The sequence below is a fragment of the Bacillus sp. JJ1566 genome, assembly GCF_036962685.1.
In the GTDB taxonomy this organism is placed as follows: domain Bacteria; phylum Bacillota; class Bacilli; order Bacillales; family Bacillaceae_L; genus Ferdinandcohnia.
In genome coordinates this window covers 27,813-48,446 of sequence record NZ_JBALOP010000008.1, presented here as the reverse complement: position 1 = coordinate 48,446, position 20,634 = coordinate 27,813, and the positions used below count along the sequence as shown (strand labels likewise).

Here is a 20,634-nt window from a genome sequence, read left to right as displayed (position 1 = left end):
CCCACTCATCTAGTCGAGAGCATTATAGATTCTTAAGAGATTGGAAAATCATATCCCAAAACTTACCTTGATTTAATGTTAGTCCTACGTTTACATTAGGTTCTTTCCCAGTTACGCCATTATAATCAATAACTGTCATTCCATATGTTAATTCACTGTCTGTTTCAATATCCACCCGTAATTTCTTCGTCTCTACAACGGTTGGGTCGATAACATACGCTACACTGCACGCATCATGTACGGGAGGATGTTCGAGTCCAAATGATTCAAATTGTGTTTTACGAACAAAATCTAGTAGTTCATTTACAAATCTTGCGGCTGGATTGTCAATTTCCGCAATACGTTTGCAAACCTCGTCCGTCGCCCATGCTTGATGTGTTAAATCAAGCCCCATCATTGTGATAGGAACACCACTTTCAAAAACAACATTCGCAGCTTCTGCATCCGCAAAAATATTAAATTCTGCCGCTGGTGTCCAGTTGCCAAAAGAACCCCCACCCATAATGACGATTTCCTTAATCTTAGGTAAAATAGCTGGTTCCAATCGCATTGCCATGGCTATATTTGTTAGTGGACCCACTGGTACTAAATGAATATCACCATCGGATTCCATTAACTTGTTGATGATAAATTGAACAGCGTGCTGTTTTTCGGCTTGTAAACTTGGCTCAGGCAGGATTGGTCCATCCATACCCGAATCTCCATGAACTTTATGGGCATTTTGACGTTTTCGTACGAGGGGTTCTCCACATCCCTTAATAACTTTTACATCATGCAGTTCGGCAATTTCACAAATCTTTAGCGCATTTACCGTTACGTTATCAATTTCTGCATTTCCTGATACTGTAGTTACCCCGACTATTTCAATCGTTGGATTTCCCGCAGCCAATAATAATGCAATTGCATCATCATGACCAGGATCACAATCTAAAATAATTTTTTTTATTTCTTTTTCTGCCACAGCGCATCCTCCCCTTCAGTAATTTACGTGTACTTGTTTGAAATCTTGTTTTTTTGACAGTATTATATATTTGGAATCTACTAGATGACTTTATGCAATATATTTATAAGTCGGATCTTAAGTATTGTGTAAATTCAATTATGCCAGCAAATTTTTTATGAATTCTTCCTTAATTTGTCTGGCAATTTTATGGTTTGGGGCATCATCAATACATTTAAAAAATCTGCATGACAATATTATGTGGAAACAAGTAAGCTGGTGATAGGCATTACTTTAAATTTTGTAGTGATTCTGCCACCAAATCCCAAAACTTTTTATGATCTAGTTTTATACCAACATTTACGTTTGGTTCTTTCCCCGTTACGCCATTATAATCAATAACAGTCATTCCATATGTTAATTCACTATTTGTTTCAATATCCACACGTAATTTCTTCGTTTCGACAACGGTTGGATCGATAACATACGCTACACTGCACGCATCATGTACAGGTGGATGTTCAAATCCAAATACCTCCAAATATGTTTTACGGAAAAAGATTAGTAGTTCATTTACAAACTGTGCGGCTGAATTGTCAATTTCCGCAATACGTTTGCACACCTCATTTGTTGCCAATGCTTGGTGTGTTAAATCAAGCCCCATCATTGTAATAGGAACACCACTTTCAAAAACAACCTTTGCGGCATCCGCATCTGCAAAAATATTAAATTCTGCTGCTGGTGTCCAGTTGCCAAATGAACCTCCGCCCATTAAGACAATTTCTTGTATTTTAGGCAGAATGGCTGGCTCAAGCCTCATTGCTGTAGCTATATTGGTTAATGGCCCAACTGGTACTAATGTAATATCACCTTCTGATTCCATTAGTTTTTCAATAATAAAGCCAACTGCATGTTGATCTATTTCTTTTAGGCTTGGAGTTGGTAATTCGGGACCATCCATTCCTGAATCCCCATGAATGGATGGTGCATTTTCAAGCGTACGTATCAGTGGTTGGCCACTGCCTTTTGCAACTGGAATATTACGAAGCTGGGCAATCTCACAAACCTTTAGTGCATTCACAGTTACTTTGTCAACTTCTGCATTTCCAGAAACAGTTGTTATCCCTACCAATTCAATATTCGGATTTCCCGCCGCCAATAACAATGCAATTGCATCATCATGTCCAGGATCACAGTCAAGAATGATCTTTCTCTTTAGGGTTTCTTTCATGAAAATCTCCGCCTTTATTTTTTGTTATAAAAAGTCTGTTTTAAGCGTTTACTACTCGTCCCTTTCTTTGAACAGCATAAATTACTAAGGCCAGTATCGTTACTATATATGGCATAACCTGTACAAATTGACTTGGAATTGGGCTATTTGGAACTGTTTGAAGAATCGTTTCAAATGCTTTCGCTGTTCCAAATACTAAAGAACCAATAAGCACCCCTATCGGATTTCTATTTCCAAGTAAAACTACTGCTAAGGCTAAAAATCCTGTTCCAGCTGTCATATCTTTTACAAACATTCCCGTCATACCCATTGATAAAAATGCGCCGCCAAGCCCTACAAATACACCACTCCAAGCAAAAGCAGAGTATTGAAGACGACGAACGGATATTCCTAATGAATTCGCAGCTTGCGGTGACTCACCAATTGCACGTAAATGGACACCATAAGGGGTTTTATACAAAACAATAAATACAAATACAACACTTAAAAGCGCAATCCAAACCATTAAATTGTGGCCACTCAAAAGGTTTCCTAGTAATGGAATATCTTTGATGAATGGGATATTTACAGTAGGAATCCGATCTAAATTAGTCGGATTGTAGCTACCAGTAACATTAAATAATTTACTCATCATAAAAATAGTCCCTGCCGAACCAACTAAGTTAATCGCAAATCCTGTAATAATGATATTTACATCCATTTTCAAATGGAAAACGCCCATTAATAGAGAAATTAGCACACAAATTAACACACCCGCCAGTACGCCAACATACCACACTCCGGTAACAGAACTTACAGCAATTGAAGTAAATGCTGAAATTAGCAGTAAACCTTCTAGACCAATATTTGTTACACCTGTAATATCAGAAATCAGCCCACCAAGTGATGCAAGTAATATTGGTGTTGTTGCCCGTAAAATGATAGCAATGATTGATAAATCCACTATCTGTTCTAATATACTAGACCACATCAGACCCCACCGCCTTGTCACTTGGAATTAGTTTTGACTTGTTTAAAATAGCCTTTTGTTTCAAATATTTAAAAAGAGCTTGAGCTGATACAAAGATTACTAATAGCGCTTGAATAATAACAGCCAGCTCACGAGAAACATCACTTTCAGCTTGCATCACTTGTCCTCCAACTTGTAAATACGCATAAAACAACGCAGATGGAATAACTAATAGTGGGTGATTACGAACCAATAAAGCAATGATAATCCCATCAAAACCTAGATTTACAGAGAAACTATCTTTATATGTTCCATGTATCCCTAACAACTCTACAATTCCAGCAAGGCCCGCTAGTGAACCACTGATCATGGTACTTAAAATAATGATCTTTTTAGGTCGGATACCACCGTAATTTGCAAATTTCGCGTTTTTTCCTACTAAACGCATTTCATACCCTAGTTTCGTTTTATAAAGCAACAGATATACTAGAATAGCCGCTACAATCGCAATAAAGATTCCATAATGGACAGGAAAAGAACCAGAAATTTTTCTTAAAAGTAGACTCTCTTCGAAATATGGCATTCTTGCAAATCCACCACTCTCTGGATCCTTAAACACATTATTAATAAAATATGAAATGAGAATGGTAGCTACGTAGTTTAACATCAGGGTAGTGACAACTTCATCCGCATTCCATTTACCTTTTAGGTAGCCAGGTATAAATCCATATGCCCCACCTGCCAACATGGCAATGAGTAAAATTAAAGGTATGTGAATGAGCGGTGAAATTCCGCTAATATATGCCGTAGCCATAGCACCTATAAATGCCCCTACGAATAATTGGCCTTCCGCACCCATACTGAAAACATTCGACTGAAATACAACCGCCAATGCCAAACCAGTGAAAATTAACGGAACGGCTTTATTGATAATCGTACTCATGTTAAATAGGTTTGATACAGGTCCTACTACAAATGCTGAAATAGCGTTAAGCGGTTCATCACTTACGAAGAAAATAATAATAAATCCACATAAAATTGCTAGTATCACAGCACTAATAATCCCAACAACATCCAAATATAAGAAGCGGTTATTTTTCATCTTCTGTCGCTCCCTTCATATGCTTTTTGATGCCAAGCATATACATACCAATCTCTTCTTCTGTTAAATCAGGATGATTTTGAAGAACGGCGACTAATTCACCATTATATAAAACACCGATTCTATCACTTAGGCTCATAACTTCCGATAATTCAGCTGAAACAACTAAAACAGCTGAACCCTCATCTCTTCTCTTAATAATCTCTTGATGAATAAACTCTATTGCCCCGATATCGACTCCACGAGTAGGTTGGGAGGCGATAAGAAGCTTAGGGTTTTTATTTAACTCTCGAGCAATTACAACCTTTTGTAAATTCCCTCCAGATAATGAACCAGCCAACTGCTCCTCACTATCTACTCTTACATCAAATTTTCGAACTAGTTCCTTAGAAAACTCTTTTAATTTCTTTTGGTTAAGAAACGGCCCAACACGATATTGAGAATCTTTGTACACATCTAATATTAAATTCTCTTCTATAGTAGAATCCAAACAAGCACCAGTAGTTTGCCGATCTTCAGGTACATGTCCGATATTGAGGTTTCGAATTTCAGCTATGCTCTTACCAATTAACTCCTCATTCAAATAAAGAATTTGGCCGTCTTCCGCGCTACATAGACCGGTAATAACTTCAACTAGTTCACTTTGTCCATTTCCTTCAACACCAGCAATACCGAATACTTCTCCAGCCCGAATATGTAATGAAACATTATTTAATAGCTTTAATCCTTTATCGTTTTTGACTGTAACATTTTTTAATTCAATTACTGTTTCACCAGGTGTATTTTCTTTTTTATCAACTCTAAATAGGACATCTCTTCCGACCATTAATCTTGAAATCTCTTCTTCACTTGTTTCACTTGTATTCAAGGTTTTGATTGTTTTCCCTGCTTTTAATACCGTAATTCGATCAGAAATTTCCATAACCTCACGAAGCTTATGGGTGATGAAGATAACAGTATAACCTTGGTTTACCAATGTCTTTAGTGATTCAAATAATTCTGCTGTTTCTTGCGGGGTTAAAACAGCTGTTGGTTCATCTAGGATAATAAGTCGAGCACCTCGGTAAAGTACCTTAATAATTTCAACCCGCTGTTTTTGTCCAACGGATATCGATTCAATTGGGGCATTCATGTCTACTTTGATCGGAAACTTCTTCAAAACTTCTTGAATTTTCTCAAACTCTTCCTTTCTATTTCTAAATAGATGAAAGAGGCCTTTTCTCGGTTCCTCGCCAAGTACAATATTTTCTGCAACAGTTAACGATGAGGCTAGCATAAAGTGCTGATGTACCATTCCCAATCCTTCTTTAATAGCATCTCCGGGTCCTTTAAAATGGATGCTCTTGCCTTTGTAAATGATTTCACCTTGAGTAGGGGCTTCTAATCCAAATAGGATTTTCATTAAAGTGGATTTTCCCGCACCGTTCTCTCCAACTAACGCGTGTATTTCGCCTTCATTTATATCAAGGTTTACCCCCTGATTGGCAACCGTACCATTGGGATATATCTTGTAAATATCTTTCATTTGCAATAAAGTTGGCACTTTCCATACCCCCTATAAAGGGAAGGGTAAGAGGCATAAAAAAATATGCCCCTTTTCCACATCCACTTTCAATTAATCTAGAGTTGATTTAACTACGATTTCACCAGAACTTATTTTTTTCTGAACCTCGACAATTCTGTCACGAATAGATTGAGGAACATGTTGTTCATATAGATCATCTTGTGCTAGACCGATACCGCCTTCCTCAATACCAAGTTCTTCACTCTTCCCAAATTCAAGGCTATCTTCTTTAAAAAGTTCTAAAGCACGGAATACAGAGTTATCGATATTTTTCAACATGGAAGTTAAAACGCTACCCGGATAAATATCATTTTGGTTACTGTCTACTCCAATAGAATAAACACCTTCTTCATTGGCAGCTTCTAAAACACCTAATCCTGCAGTAGAAGCAACTTGATAGACGATATCAGCATTTTGGGATTTAATTTGGGATAATGCGATTTCTTTCCCTTTTGGTGCATCTGCAAAGTTACCAATATAAGAAGCAATTACTTCTACTTCCTCGTCAATATATTTAGCACCCTGATCATAACCAGAAAGGAAATCATTAATAATTGGAATATCCATACCCCCAACAAATCCGATTACCTTATCAGAATTTGCTTTTTCTAAATCAGTGCTTGTTGTAACTAAAGCGGCAAAAGCACCTGCTAAGAATGAACCTTCACTTTGAGAATATGTCATAGAATAAACATTTGAACGGTCCTTAACAATATCATCAAAGAAGATAAACTTTTGGTCAGGATATCTTTCAGCTATATCTCCAACAATTTCGGTCATTTGGCTTGTTCCAACAACAATTACATCGTAATCTTTAGAAGAAACCATTGATTCAAGTCCTGCTGCCCAGTCACCTTGGTTTGTTCCGCCTTCAACTGTCTTTACTTTGTAACCTAGATCTGATCCTGCTTTATCAACACCACGTTTTGCTGAATCAAAGAAAGATTTATCTCCTAATGTATGGTTTACATAATAACCGACTGATAAAGAATCTTCTGACTTGTTATCGCTTTCATTATTACCCGACGAGCTATTGCTACAAGCACCTAATATTAATAACATGACTGCAAAAATAGAAATATATAAGAATTTTAATTTACTCATCTACGTTACCACCCTTTTTTATTTTTATTGAATTGCATGCATTCTAATAAAATCCTCTGTTGCAATCTTTGATGGCATAGATTCTTGTGCACCAGACTTTGTAACTGTTAATGCTCCTACTGCATTCGCATATTGTGTAGCAGACCATAAATCCTCACCACTTACTAGGGCTGCAGCTAGTGCACCTGCAAAAGCATCTCCCGCGGCAGTCGTATCAACAACAGGGACTTCATACCCCTCAAGCTGAAATGTACGATTTGTATTGGTTACAACCACACCTTTACCACCGAGCTTAGCAAAAACATGACGAACGCCTTTATTTAATAGCCTTACACTTGCTATTTTGGCTGAAAGGGCATCTGAAACTTCAATATCAGTAAGTTCTCTTATTTCCGTTTCATTAGGAACAAGATAATCGATCATTTTAAATAGATTATCAGGTATTTCCATTGCTGGCGCAGGATCAAGCATGATTGGCACATGATACTCATTACAAAGTTTCGCAACTTCTATAACGGTCTCTAAGGGAATTTCTAACTGGACTAATACAATCTTAGCGTTCGTAATAATATCTTTATATTTTTGAACATAAGCTGGAGTAACTTGATAATTAGCTCCTGGAGCAACAATGATGCTGTTATCTCCTTCAGAACTTATATTTATAGACGCTACACCTGTTGACAATCCTTTTGTACGTTCAATATAAGCTGTTTCAACACCTACATTTTGTAAGTTTTGAATTATGTAGTCTGCAAAAACATCATCACCAACTCTACCAATTATGGCGACCTTTGCACCTAGCTTTCCAGCTGCGAATGCCTGATTCCCCCCTTTACCACCACAACCCATAAAAAAGTTGTTTCCTAATACTGTTTGTCCCCACTCTGGTTTTTGATTTACTTCCACAACCAGATCCATGTTTAAGCTTCCAACTACAACAATTTCTGGGTTCATGAAATTTGTCCTCCTGTTAATTTGTTTCTCGTTGGATAAATTGATAGTCTAGAACCATATTTTTCGGTTCTATCCTCACCCCCTTTATTCGATCGACAAGCATGTCAAGGGCTGTCGTCCCTAGTTGATAAGCAGGTACTGAAATGGTGCTAAGCTTTGGTCGTGACATTTGAGAAAACAAAATATCATCAAATCCAACAATGGAAATATCTGTTGGAATCGTAAAGCCTTCTTCTTGAACCGCATTCATTGCTCCTAAAGCAATCAAATCATTCCCAGCAAAAATAGCAGAAGGGTTATGACTTTTAAGCATGGATTTTGTTAACTGATATCCTGATTCATAATTAAAATCACCAGATAAAATAATAGGCTCTAATTGATACTCCCTAATTGCTTGTAAATACCCCTTTACGCGTCTTTCAGACGAGTATACATTTTTCGGACCAGCCAAATGGCATATACGTGTATGACCAAGATTTATCAATCGCGTTACTGCTTCATATGCAGCTGTATAATTATCAATCGTAACAGTATCAAAGGATGTATTAGTTAATAATCGGTCGCACAAAACAAATGGAAGATTCAAACTCTCCAGTTCTTGTACCCTTTGATCATCAAGTGCGGAAGATATTAAAATAATCCCCCCCACCTGCTGACTAATCATTTTTTCAATATATTCCCTTTCCACTGTAGGGTTATTATCTGTATTAGCAATAAATAAAGAGTAGCCATATCGATGTGCGGCATCTTCAATTCCTCGTGCAACCGTTGGAAAATACGGATTCGTAATATCTGGCAAAACTAATCCAATTACATTTGACGTGTTTTTCACTAAGTTCTTTGCAAATGCATTTGGAAAGTAACCTAGAGTTTTAATAGAATCAAGTACCCGTTCTCGAATTTCAATGTTAACACTCATATTCTTGTTAATAACTCGAGATACTGTTGCTTTTGAAACCCTTGCATGTTTAGCCACATCGTTAATCGTAATTTTCATAAATATCCCTTTCTTTGTGAAACCGTTTTCATTTGACCGATAAAATTGAGAAACCGTTTTCTCATTAAACAAATAGGAAAGAAACCAGTTTCTATTATTTGTAAGAATAGTCTGTAAACGATTTCTCAATTATATATTTACACCAATCTACCATTAATGTCAATATATAACTTTCATAAAATATATTTCTTTTATTCTAGTAAAAACTTTCGACAAACTTCAGAGCGTGACTTCGCCTCACAAAATAAAATTAAACAAGCGATTGATTGAATGTAAGGTGTCCCAGCACCATTGGTCTGGAACGTTAAACAAACGCAATTTCAAAAATAGCCCGATTAGTACAGATTGCTACTAATCGGGCCATTGGTAGTCTATTATAATAAGTTTATTTCTACTCAAAAATTGAGGGTCGAAAGTGATAAACGTACTCTGGGACGCGGGACCTGTCCCCCTGTCCCTACGGCCTGTGTCGTTCCGGGAAGTCGTGGAGGGGTCATAGGCGCAGACGTCAGCTGCACGAACTGCCTTTGTTCAAGATTTTGCAATACATTCGATCATCCATCCTTATATTTTTATTCTATAATGGAAGTATAGAGAAAGCGTATACATTCCAGACAACTCGTTACTAAATTTAATTAGAAGAGAGGATGTTGAAAATGAAATACAAAGAAGTTAAAGAAATACTGGATGATACGAAACAAGAACTGGTTAACAAGATGAACGACCCTGATTTAACTGGAGAAGAAATTGAACAAATTCAAAAGTTCATTGCCAATTATGACTACATTATCGAATTGACGGATATGAACTACTTTGAACGCGGGACTATAAATAAATAGTTCAGATAAAAAAAGGAACTGTTTTTAAATAGATTAGATCCGCGAATTGTTTTAAAATTGCCCATCACCTTTTAGGTGATGGGCTTTATGTTGCTTGTTGTTCCTAAATGGCAGTTGGGACGAGGGACCTGTCCCTCTGTCCCAAAGAAAATCGTTGTACAAGCGTTGGGAATTTGAAATAATTGTTAGGATAGGAATGTAAAGACACAGCTTTGGACTTGTTAAGAAGTAGAGGGATTATGAATGTATTGGTTAAGCATACAGCTTCTTGAAGCTTCATAAGTTCAACAGTGATGAGGAGGTATCATTTATTATGCAGTCAATCGAGATACATATGTTGCCTTGTAATGAGAGTACCAATCTAGTGGAGATGGAGCACATTGCGAACATCGTTAACCGTGTATATGAGGCATCTGAAGGAAGTCTTTGGATACCTGGTGCATCACGTACGACAGCAGCGGAAATTGCAGAGTTAACGAACAGCGGTGAGATTGCCGTAGCTCAAACAATGGGGCAAATTATTGGATGTGTCCGTGTTCGACGGATTAACCAAGAAACGGGAGAATTCGGTATGCTAGCGGTGGATGATAAGTACCAAGGAACTGGCATTGGACGTGAGTTAATCCGCTTCGCTGAACAGAAATGCCAAAACGAACAACTTCGTAAGATGCAACTTGAATTATTAGTACCTCAGGAAGGTACTCATCCAGACAAAGTAATCTTGAAAAACTGGTATTCTCGTATCGGCTATCAACCGATTCATACAGAAACCATAGATGCTTCATTCCCAAGGCTTGCGGAGATGCTTGCTATCCCCTGCAAGTTTATCGTTTTCCAGAAAGAATTAAGATAGCAGCAGGTGGGACACAGGGACAGGTCCCGTGTCCCACCTGTTTTTTTGCCCGGGACGAGGGACCTGTCCCTCTGTCACTAAAATGTGGTTAACTCGTCTATAACAGAATTTAAAAATTCTTCTTCAAATTTAATATAGTAAGACTCATCTACCATTGTGTCTATCATTCCATCTACTAATGATACCGATTGTATCGTGGGAAGCTCCTTTTTATTCTCTACCAATTGTTCAATTGGAAAACTGCCTTCCATATTAGTCATAAATTGTTTTAATTGTGTTTCTGGTAATACGTTTATTGTCTGATTTATAACTGCCTTAATGAGATTTAATAGGCTATCTTCTCCCAATTCTCTCACTGTAGCAGCCATCATTAATGCCACAACCTCTTCCCCATTGAAACGATGCGTCCCCTTTTTGAAATCAAATGCCACTTGAGATATAGCTCTTACTCGAATATCTTCTTGCAAGTTGTACTCTATTCCATTCACTGAATCAACCATCGTAGAAAAGGTTTCTAAATCCATAACAGCATAATAATCAATCTTTAAATCAAATAGGTTAGAAACTGTTGTTCTTACATCTTCAGCTCCTCCAGAACTGTTAGCATAAGCATGTGACAATTTATCATATGGAGTAGTTTGATCATTCTTATCTAATATCGGCGCATAAGTATCTCGAGGAATGGATAAAACCTTCAACATCTTTTTATCTTTACTATACGTAAATAAAAGGTTAATAGGTATTCTATTATTCTCATCTTTCACCATAAATAGAGTGGTAAAATACCCGTCTTCTTGAGGTACTACTCCACTTGCATTTCTTCCGTTGTTTTCATTATTATAGTTTCCTTGAAGTATCGAAGGAATAAACAAAACGATACACAAGCCGACCACTAATAAAGAAGCTGTAAAAACGGAGAATTGTTTTGGAATAGAAACTAAAGATTTCTTTTGTGTATTATTACTTTTCTCCATTTTATTAATTTGTTCAAACACTTTTCGACGGTCTTCCTTCGTAAATGTTAATTCTTGAAAAGACATATTATTAAATTTATCTTTTATCCGTTTATCATCCATAAAATTCAGCCTCCTTTATCATCGTTTTTAATCTTTGTCTTGCTCTACTTAATCGTGTTTTCACTGTATTAACTTTAATATCTAGAACGTTAGCAATTTCCTCTGTTTTTAATGATTCATAGTAATAAAGATAAATCACTTCCCGATACACTTTCGGAAGAGAAAAGATATTTTCTTTCATTTCTTCATTATCATATTTATCAATAACTGATTTTTCTGTTGACGGTAATATTGACCTGGTTGTTTCATTTATAAAACTTCTTACTTGTACCATTTTGTAATTCCAACTTCTTAAATAATCCTTGCATTCGTTAATTGTGATGCGATAGAGCCATGTTTTTATTTTTGCTTCATAACGAAACGAATCAAGGTTTTTGTAGCATTTTATAAACGTATTTTGAACGATATCCTTGGCAATCTCTGTGTCCTTCACATAAGAATATGCCAATCGTACCAACTCATTACCATAGTCAATCATCATTTTTTCTAATATGTAATCTTTTTCTTCTCTGTCCAATCTACTACCCTCCCATTCAACCTACTTCAAATTCTGCTATTAGACGATTATCAAATCATTTTAGGTTCAATATTTTAAAAATTTATTTTACAAATATCATTTCTATTGGTTTTTATCCTTTAATTGGTTTTTTAATTATAAAAAAAAAGCATCTTACAGATGCCCTACTTTACAAATCTTCGCTATCATTATCCCATAAACTAGTATTCTTATCTTATATGTAAATACAGAAATTTAACACTTTAAGCATTGGTTTGAATACTTCTTTTTTATATTGGATCGAAAATCGTTTGATGTCTTTGAATCGGGTTTAAGTATGTTGAATCCCTGAGATCATGTTTACGAAATAGAAATCAATAATTGTAAGGTGAATACTTCAAATTTATTGGAGAGAAAGAGGTTCTATTAGGAGCCAAAAATCCAGTGTGATGCACAACGAATACTTAAAATGACTGTGGCCTCTCATGCTGGTAAACCTAAAGAAACGCAACTCTTAATCGGCTCTTTTACCGAAAAAGACGAAATCGAGGCATTTGAAAAATTGGAGAAAATAAGGATTGAAAAATAATTGTTACTTAAATTTAAAAGTACTTTGCCTAAAAAAATTGGAAACACAGGAATCGTCGTGAGTCCCCATGTTTCCATGTTTCCATGTTTCCTCAAAGCAAATAAAGCACAAAAGGAATGGTAATCAAGCTAATTAAGGTTGTGACCAGGGTTGTGAATGAGATTAGGTCTGGTTTGCAGTTGAATTGGACAGCCAGTATGGTCGTGTTGGCTGCGACAGGCATTGCGGCTAAGAGAATAAATACATGTTGGATAGTCTCGCTTACTGGCATGAATTGAATTAATGCTACAGCAAGTAACGGGGAGACACCCATGCGTAAAATGGTAATGGTGCTAATATATTTCAAACTAAATTTTTGCGGTTTTATTTCAGCCAACTGCATCCCTAGTATTAACATGACGACTGGTATCGACGCCACTCCTACCATGCTTATTCCATCAATGATCGTAGATGGCAATGAGAGATTAAATAGTTGGAAAAGTATCCCCAATACCGCCCCGTATAACACAGGCATCCGTATTAATCGTCGAAATGCCTCTTTTGGACCAGTTGGAGTTGTACTACCTAGAGAGGCAATAAAAATACCCACTGAATTAATGATGAAGGAATGGATAACCAGAATAATGACCGCGTAATCAAAACCGATACTACCAAATGCAAATAAGGCAACTGGCGCTCCGTAATTCCCGCTATTCGGAAAAACGCTTCCGAGCTGTAAAGCAGACATATGCGGACGGTCTGCCTTTATCACCTTTCCAACCAAATATGTAATGCCAATCATTAGAACTGCAAGGAGGATCGTAAAAACAAACATGTACAAATAATCCGTATTTAATTGATTGGTATAAAAGGTATCAAATGCTAAAAAAGGTAATAATAAATACAAAGAAAACGTTGAGATAGGTTTTATATCCATTTTGAGGAGCCTCTGACCAATAAATCCGGCTGTGAAAATAAGAAAGGCTGGTAAGACGATTAATAGTAACTCCATTTGAAATTTCCTTTCGTGTTTCTACTATTATCTCATTCTATTATAATGGGCCAAGTTCAGATGTCCATGAAAAATTCGGTGTGTACGTCAATCTATCCTCAAGTAGTGGAAATGAACAACCACACTAAAAAATATAAGAAGGTACCTCCTCTTTGGTTTACAAATATGAATGTATTAGTTATGCATATAGCTTCTTGAAGATCGGGACGAGGGACCTGTCCCTCTGTCCCTCCGCGGACAGGTCTCTTACTTTTTATTCAATTAATACTTTAATTAACTAATATACTAAAGTATAATAGTTACATAAACTTAGATAGTTGGAGGAGTCATTATGAAAAAGAAAGTTGCTATTATCGGAAGCAGTGGGGGGAATCTATATTCTCTTGGAGGCAAGGAGCCTGAAAAGCTTCTAGATGAACTTCTTTTACAAATAGAAGCCGCTGGTGTGACATGTGTATCTCTTCAGTTCATTGCAGCAAAAGGATCGATGGATTCTGTGAAAGAATCAACCGAGGCCATCGTATATGGCTGGGATCCGGCGCAGAATAAACCTGCGATTATGGCTCAAGGAACATTAAAGGAGGTCAATGTCGAAGCTGGAAAAATGGATCAGGAGATTGCTGCTAAAATTGAAAACGGCGAAATAGATGGATTAATCTTTATGAGTGCGGACCCCAATGGTGCGAACAAGCATGTTGTTGAAGCCGCAGCAAAAGGAAAGCTGCCTGCGACCGGAACAGGCGGCACCTCCATGGCAACGATTAGTTCAAAAGGGGTTCATGTTATTTCTACTTCCGGGACGACTGGAACCACTAATCGGACACGCGCGGTGACCTTCATGACTTCATTATGTAAGCACTGGAACATCCCCTATCGTCCCATTATTGGAAAAGCAGTCAGCTCTGAAAGTACCCAAAACCCAGCTGGGCCACCATGGAAGCGAATCAATATTCGTGGCATGATGCTGTCCTCCTTGCCTGGCTTTATCGCGATGGCATTAGTATTGGCATTAAGCAAAATTCCGGCGTTATCCATGATGGGTGATGTCTTTGATGTCATGATCAAAGCACTCCCTGTTATTCTAGCTGTTATTGCTGCAAAGCAGGTGTCCGATCTAGATGATGTGTCCATCGTTGCCGGCATTGTCGCAGGGGTTTTATCGGTAAACGGCGGAATCATTGGGGGAATTATCGGCGGGATTGGTGCAGGTCTATTAGTTCAATATATTTTTAGAAAATGTGTCGAGTGGAAATTTCCAGCCACAACGGTTAATATTGCAGCTGGGGGAATTGCCGGGTTAATTTCAGGACTCATCGTTTATTTTCTTGTTGCTCCAATCGCCCTTCAAATTGGGGAAGGAATTCGCTCCTTACTAGATGCACTCGTAGCCATGAATCCGATTTTTGCTGGCCTAGTTGCAGGTATACTCATTTGGCCAGCCATCATAGGTGGCATCTATCATGCAGCCATTCTCCCAATCGTCTTATTGGAGATGGAAAAGACAGGAAATAGCTTCTTAGGCGCCGTAGACATGGTCGGACTCGTAATGGTGTCAGCTGGTATCACTTTAGCCAATATTGTAGCCCCTCGAGACAAAGGTGAAGCTGCAGTAGCCGCACCAGGATTTTTGATAAACGTGGGATTCGGAACATTTGTTGAAGCGGCCTATCCATTCATGTTCTCTAACAAGTTTATTTTTGCAGGAGCAATCATCTCATCTGGTTTGGGAGGCTTGCTTGTCGGTCTTTTCGATGTACGCGGAACAGCATATGTTCCTTCCGTCATGGCACCTTTACTATCCAACAACACATTCGGATTTATCATCGCGATGCTAGGAAGCTTACTCTGTGCGTTCATCATTACGCTTTTTGTTAATCTTGTTGCTAAGAAAAATAGTAAATATAAAGCTGAATTGTTGTCGGCTTAACAATAAAATACATCTTGGCACATTTGCGTCAATCAAAGATTTGTTTGAAATCAACAATTTTAAAATAGCCCGATTAGTACAGATTCTACTAATCGGGCTTTTGGTATTCTATTATATTAAGTTCGTTTTCTACTACGATTTTCTTTGGGACAAGGGACCTGTCCCTCTGTCCCTAAACAAAAACCTTCTTAGCTGTTTTTCCGATGGTATTAGTTCCTATACCGTCAACAGTTCCACCTATAATTCCACCGACAAGGGGGACTGCTTTTCCTAAATTGACAATTCCCTTTTGTCCAAATTTCGTTACAAGTCTAAATCCAACTGCTTTATTTATTGCTTTAATTACTTCAACAGGTATTTTTTTTATGGCTTCTTTAGCAAGAGCCGTGCCAAATTTTAATCCTGCCTGTTTTAGAATATCAGTGGCAGCTTGTCCAGTTAAGCATACAAATACAAACGTTTTAACTTGGTCATCTTTTAAATCATAGCCCCTCATATGAGCTATCGTAGCAATCATCCTAATTTGCACATACATAACTGAAGCAACATTTGCTGGGATAGCTACTGGCAATGTAATAAGTCCGCCTAATCCCGTTAGAAAACCACTTGTTGCTCCTTTAGCATTTTGCCAACGGATTAAACTATCAATCGCCTTCTCGACGGATGAATTCTTCCTTAAATAACTATCTGCCAACTCCGCTGCGGACTCGGTTCCTGGTAGACCATTAACTGCCTTTTCATATGCCCAATCTAGTACTTGCGTCATTTTACTTTCTGTTAAAGAGTTTGTTGACAAGATAATCTCCCCTAAAATAAAATCGATACACCTTTTGAATAATAGGTAATTTGCACTATTATTCTACCATAAGAGTATGTATTCCAATACTATTAACATATTAATCATTAGATTGATAAAAAGAGGTTAAACTTGTTTTAGCAATTAATAACACAGCACCAATCCTATTATGGACTGGTGCTGTTTGATTTCCATAGAAAAACTTCGGGACGTCTCTGTATCCAAAAATTTTTGCTATTCTATAATAATATGTTTGTTCCTACCAAAAAAATTTGAAGGGTTAAAGTAGTATGCGTGACTTGGGACAAGGGACCTGTCCCTCTGTCCCAGCATTAGACCCATACGCCATTGGCGTTTAGGTAGTACCATTTGCCATTGTCTAGGATCCAGCCGGTTTGCATCGCACCGCTTGCGTTCATGTAATACCATTTGCCGCTGTCCAGTACCCAGCCAGTTTGCATCACACCGCCTGCATTCATGTAGTACCATTTGCCGCCGCTACTTACCCAGCCAGTTTTCATTACGCCGCCTGCGTCCATAAAGTACCATTTGCCACTGTCTAGGACCCAGCCGGTTCTCATCGCGCCACTTGCGTCCATGTAGTACCACTTCCAATTACTATAAACCCNNAGCCAGTTTTCATTACGCCGCCTGCGTCCATAAAGTACCATTTGCCACTGTCTAGGACCCAGCCGGTTCTCATCGCGCCACTTGCGTCCATGTAGTACCACTTCCAATTACTATAAACCCAACCCGTTTTCATTGCTCCGGTAGCGTCGAAGAAATACCACTTACTTCCGCTTTCTAGCCAGCCTGTTTTCTTTTTCCCGGTAAGTCCCACATAATAATACCAAGTTCCTGTTTCCTCTATCCAACCAGATTTCACTACGGTAACAGTTCTTGACTTGGTTGTCGTGTTTCCGGAAGAATCTTTTACAGTGTACGTAATGATATACTTGCCATCTACATTTGTATCAACATTCCCGGATACTACGATATCAATTGTTAGATCACCATCTAGGTTATCTGTCGCAGAGATCCCTTCCATTACATTAAATGAAGAACGTAATGGAAGAATAATGTCGGTCACACCTGTTAGTACCGGTGCCTCATCATCAACAACTGTGATGATTCTTTCAACTGACGTCATATTTCCAGCGATGTCTACAATTGTGTAGGTGAGAGTGTAAGTTCCAGGGGTTGATAGATTGACCTTGCCGAGCACTTCAATCATGGTAATCTCGCCGTCCACATTATCATGGGCCGTTACTCCAGCAAGCGGATCAAACGAACCATTTACACTTATTTCTACATTCTCGATACCTGAAAAGACTGGAGGAACATCATCAATGACAGTGATTACTCTTTCTGCAACTGTGACATTTCCTGAATGGTCTTGCACAGAATAGGTAACTACCTGTTCCCCCACTTTTTGTGTGTTCACTTCTCCTGTGACTGTAATGCTAGCTGTCACATCTCCATCCAAATTATCAATGGCTGAAACACCCTGCATGCTATCCCATTCAGTTCCATATCCAATCGTTACATCTGAAACACCATTAAAAATAGGAGCCTCTTCATCGACTACGATGACTTCCCGCTCTTTTGACACCGTATTTCCAGCTTGGTCTGATACCGTATACGTTAGGCTGGTTGTTCCTAACTTTTGTTTATCTACCTCTCCGTTAACTTCAATAGTAGATGTAATAAATTTATCCACTGTATCGTATGCTGATATTCCCACCATAGGGTCAAATTGACTAAGCACAGGGATTGTCAGCGTTTCTCCACCGTAAAACGTTGGTGCTGTGTTATCAATTTGCATTAGATTGTTAGCAAACCGATCATCGTATAAATAGCCTTCCTCATCTCTTATTTGAGTGAGACGAAAATGGATTGCTCCATCTACATCCTCTGCATCAAATTCATATTGATATTTGAGTCCATTGCTATTTTCTACTCCCGTCATTGGCATTGGGTCCGAGCTTTGAACGCCTCGCAAGGCGATTTCCACACCATTTTGAATACTTTTAGAAAAAGTAACGGTAACAAGTACCTTTTCACCTGATGAAACTTTATGTTTATTTACCTGAACCGATTGCACAAGATCGGTTAGATAATACCTTAATGGTGAGATATTAATTTCTCCAGCGTCATTTGGACCAATCGCAACAGGTGTACCATCTTTCTTTAGTCCAAGAAGAGAACTAGCCCCTGCTGAAAAGGAAACAATATCGGTCCAGCCCATTTCTTCAGTTAAATTACCTGTAAAAAATTCTCCAACCGCCAATATCGTACCATCTGATTTTTGTCCAAGTAAACTCCCGCCCCCAGCATCAATCGCAACGATATCTTGCCAGGCTTCTACTTGGTCTTTATGTTGTAAATCTCCTGCTACTAGAACAGTACCATCTGCCTTAAGTCCAGCAGAAAATATAACCCCACCAGAAACAGCAACAAGATCTTTCCAGTCATCTACTTGTAATTGTCCGTGTCCAGTGTACCCTGCGGTTACGATTGTACCATCCGCTTTCAGCCCTAGCGTAGTCGAAAAGCCGGCTGAAATACTTACAATGTCTACCCATTCCGTTACATTTAATTGCCCGTAATAATTATCCCCGACAGCAACCACAGTACCATCAGACTTCAAGCCAACCGTATGGTTAGAACCTGTTGCGATAGCAGTTATGTCTCTCCATGAGCTGACATTTGTTTCCCCTGTATTAAATTGAATGGCTCCAGCCGCCACAACGGACCCATCTTTTTTTAAGCCAATCGAAAAATCGGAACCTCCAGCAACTGCCGAAATATCTTGCCAATCTTGGATATTCAGCTGACCATTCCAGTCATAGCCTGTACCAAGAACCGTTCCATCTGCTTTTACTCCTAATGTAAATTGTCCCCCAGTAGAGTCCAAAGCAGTAATGTCTTGCCATCCCTTTACATTCACTCGATCTAGCCAATTATCACCTGTGGCCACTAACGTTCCGTCCTTTTTTAATCCAACGGTATGTGTAGAAGTTGTTGCAATAGCTACAATACCGGTCCAATCATCCACATTCAGATTTCCAAAATAATTCTCCCCTGTAGCAATAACCGTACCGTCTGCTTTAAGCCCGACTGTAGAAACCTCCCCAGCTGCGATAGCCACGATATCAGTCCAATCACTAACATTTAATTGCCCGTGATGGTTCTCACCTGTAGCAACTACAGTCCCATCTTTTTTCAAACCTACCGTGTGACGAGAACCTGCAGCAATGGCTTCAATATTTGTCCAGTTACCGACTTGGCCATGTGTTCCTTTATAGTAGTCAGTCATCACAGCAGTTCCATCCGCTTTTAGACCGACTGTATGATTGTATCCTGCTGCAATCGCGACGATATCCTTCCAATCTTGTACATTTGTTTGGTTTTTATCATTCAAACCAACTGCTACTACCGTACCATCCGCCTTCAAACCCACCGTATGCCACTCACCGGTTGCTACCTGTACGATATCAGCCCATTTATCGACTTCCTTTTCACCATACACATTATCTCCATTCGCAATGACTGTTCCATCGCTTTTTAGCCCAACCACATATTGTGAACTAGCCGAAATGGCTGTAATGTCCCGCCAATTTGGAATCTCCCGCCAAGCAGAAAGAAAAGTCCCAACGACCCTTCCATCTTCCTGTACTAGATAAGAACCACTAGAAGACGCAGAAAGTTTCCCTTCAAATTGCTTTGCTTCCTCTCGTGATAATACCGACGAAGCAGAAGCTGTAGCTCCCGCTGCAAACATCGGAAATACTTGTAGAATTAAAGTTAATATGATTGCTAGATTAAAAATAGTACGACCAACCCTCATCATTACATCTCCCTCTATGGAATAAGGACACCCCTCATCCAAATTATATCTAGCCTTATTGTACCACCACTTGGGCCGGTTCTCCTCTTTTCTCAACCATCCAAAAACTGGGACAGATGCCTTGGTGGGACAGGGGGACAGGTCCCTTGTCCCAACTTTTTATAGATTTAGAAATATCTGCAACAGCCCCTCCCCTAACTCACCAGTTTCCGTAAAGGGTATGACATGAATAAATAGATAGATTGGCGATGTGATGATTTAACGTTGGAAGCGTTAACAAATTGAAATATAATTTGTTGTATAAGGAATATGGGGGAGAAAAGGGGGATTAGATGTGGCAGACTTTTTCTATAGTGCTATTTCTATACTTATGATG

Annotated in this window: 17 protein-coding genes; 3 read left to right on the top strand and 14 right to left on the bottom strand. The window is 38.5% G+C overall.

All coding sequences use genetic code 11. The features are described 5' to 3' along the window. Positions 1-22: 22 nt before the first annotated feature. From V7112_RS05430 to V7112_RS05395, 8 genes are all read right to left on the bottom strand, one after another. Positions 23-961: a nucleoside hydrolase gene (locus V7112_RS05430; protein ID WP_335416499.1), complete on the bottom strand. Its 939-nt coding sequence runs from the start codon at positions 959-961 to the stop codon at positions 23-25. A gap of 268 nt (positions 962-1,229) precedes the next feature. Next, a complete protein-coding gene (locus V7112_RS05425; protein WP_335416498.1) occupies positions 1,230-2,171 on the bottom strand; it encodes a nucleoside hydrolase in 942 nt (313 codons plus the stop codon). 40 nt (positions 2,172-2,211) lie between these two features. Next, positions 2,212-3,141, bottom strand: a complete 930-nt coding sequence (locus V7112_RS05420; RefSeq protein WP_335416496.1) for an ABC transporter permease — start codon at positions 3,139-3,141, stop codon at positions 2,212-2,214. Then, complete coding sequence (locus V7112_RS05415) at positions 3,131-4,222, bottom strand: ABC transporter permease (RefSeq protein WP_335416494.1); 1,092 nt, start codon at positions 4,220-4,222, stop codon at positions 3,131-3,133. Before V7112_RS05415 ends, V7112_RS05420 begins: the two co-directional genes overlap by 11 nt. Further along, complete coding sequence (locus V7112_RS05410) at positions 4,212-5,765, bottom strand: ABC transporter ATP-binding protein (RefSeq protein WP_335416491.1); 1,554 nt, start codon at positions 5,763-5,765, stop codon at positions 4,212-4,214. The genes V7112_RS05415 and V7112_RS05410 overlap by 11 nt, the downstream gene beginning before the upstream one ends. 72 nt (positions 5,766-5,837) lie before the next feature. Further along, complete coding sequence (locus tag V7112_RS05405; RefSeq protein ID WP_335416489.1) at positions 5,838-6,890, bottom strand: BMP family lipoprotein; 1,053 nt, start codon at positions 6,888-6,890, stop codon at positions 5,838-5,840. A 24-nt stretch (positions 6,891-6,914) separates the two neighbouring features. Then, a complete protein-coding gene (gene rbsK, locus V7112_RS05400) occupies positions 6,915-7,844 on the bottom strand; it encodes a ribokinase (protein ID WP_335416487.1) in 930 nt (309 codons plus the stop codon). A gap of 16 nt (positions 7,845-7,860) precedes the next feature. Continuing rightward, a complete protein-coding gene (locus V7112_RS05395; RefSeq protein ID WP_335416484.1) occupies positions 7,861-8,970 on the bottom strand; it encodes a LacI family DNA-binding transcriptional regulator in 1,110 nt (369 codons plus the stop codon). A 527-nt stretch (positions 8,971-9,497) separates the two neighbouring features. Here V7112_RS05395 and V7112_RS05390 point away from each other — a divergent pair. Continuing rightward, positions 9,498-9,680, top strand: a complete 183-nt coding sequence (locus V7112_RS05390; RefSeq protein WP_335416482.1) for a DUF3896 family protein — start codon at positions 9,498-9,500, stop codon at positions 9,678-9,680. Between the two features lie 313 nt (positions 9,681-9,993). Further along, a complete protein-coding gene (locus tag V7112_RS05385) occupies positions 9,994-10,533 on the top strand; it encodes a GNAT family N-acetyltransferase (protein ID WP_335416480.1) in 540 nt (179 codons plus the stop codon). 77 nt (positions 10,534-10,610) lie between these two features. Here V7112_RS05385 and V7112_RS05380 read toward each other — a convergent pair whose 3' ends face one another. From V7112_RS05380 to V7112_RS05370, 3 genes are all read right to left on the bottom strand, one after another. Then, entirely contained in the window at positions 10,611-11,609 is a 999-nt protein-coding gene (locus V7112_RS05380) for an LCP family protein (protein WP_335416478.1), read from the bottom strand. Next, positions 11,602-12,126, bottom strand: a complete 525-nt coding sequence (locus tag V7112_RS05375; protein WP_335416476.1) for a sigma-70 family RNA polymerase sigma factor — start codon at positions 12,124-12,126, stop codon at positions 11,602-11,604. The genes V7112_RS05380 and V7112_RS05375 overlap by 8 nt, the downstream gene beginning before the upstream one ends. 659 nt (positions 12,127-12,785) lie before the next feature. Further along, positions 12,786-13,685 carry an AEC family transporter gene (locus tag V7112_RS05370; protein WP_335416474.1) on the bottom strand — a complete coding sequence of 300 codons (900 nt, stop codon included), beginning with the start codon at positions 13,683-13,685 and terminating at the stop codon, positions 12,786-12,788. 331 nt (positions 13,686-14,016) lie between these two features. Here V7112_RS05370 and V7112_RS05365 point away from each other — a divergent pair, with 331 nt between their 5' ends. Beyond that, a complete protein-coding gene (locus V7112_RS05365) occupies positions 14,017-15,612 on the top strand; it encodes a PTS sugar transporter (RefSeq protein ID WP_335416471.1) in 1,596 nt (531 codons plus the stop codon). A 172-nt stretch (positions 15,613-15,784) separates the two neighbouring features. Here the strand turns inward: V7112_RS05365 and V7112_RS05360 are convergent, their stop codons facing one another. From V7112_RS05360 to V7112_RS05350, 3 genes are all read right to left on the bottom strand, one after another. After that, positions 15,785-16,408, bottom strand: coding sequence for an EcsC family protein (locus tag V7112_RS05360; RefSeq protein ID WP_335416469.1), 624 nt, complete (start codon positions 16,406-16,408; stop codon positions 15,785-15,787). A gap of 332 nt (positions 16,409-16,740) precedes the next feature. Beyond that, positions 16,741-16,989 (bottom strand): hypothetical protein, encoded by a 249-nt coding sequence (locus tag V7112_RS05355; RefSeq protein WP_335416467.1) that lies wholly within the window; start codon positions 16,987-16,989, stop codon positions 16,741-16,743. Then, positions 16,986-20,192: an immunoglobulin-like domain-containing protein gene (locus V7112_RS05350; protein WP_438823861.1), complete on the bottom strand. Its 3,207-nt coding sequence runs from the start codon at positions 20,190-20,192 to the stop codon at positions 16,986-16,988. Before V7112_RS05350 ends, V7112_RS05355 begins: the two co-directional genes overlap by 4 nt. Between the last annotated feature and the right edge of the window lie 442 nt (positions 20,193-20,634).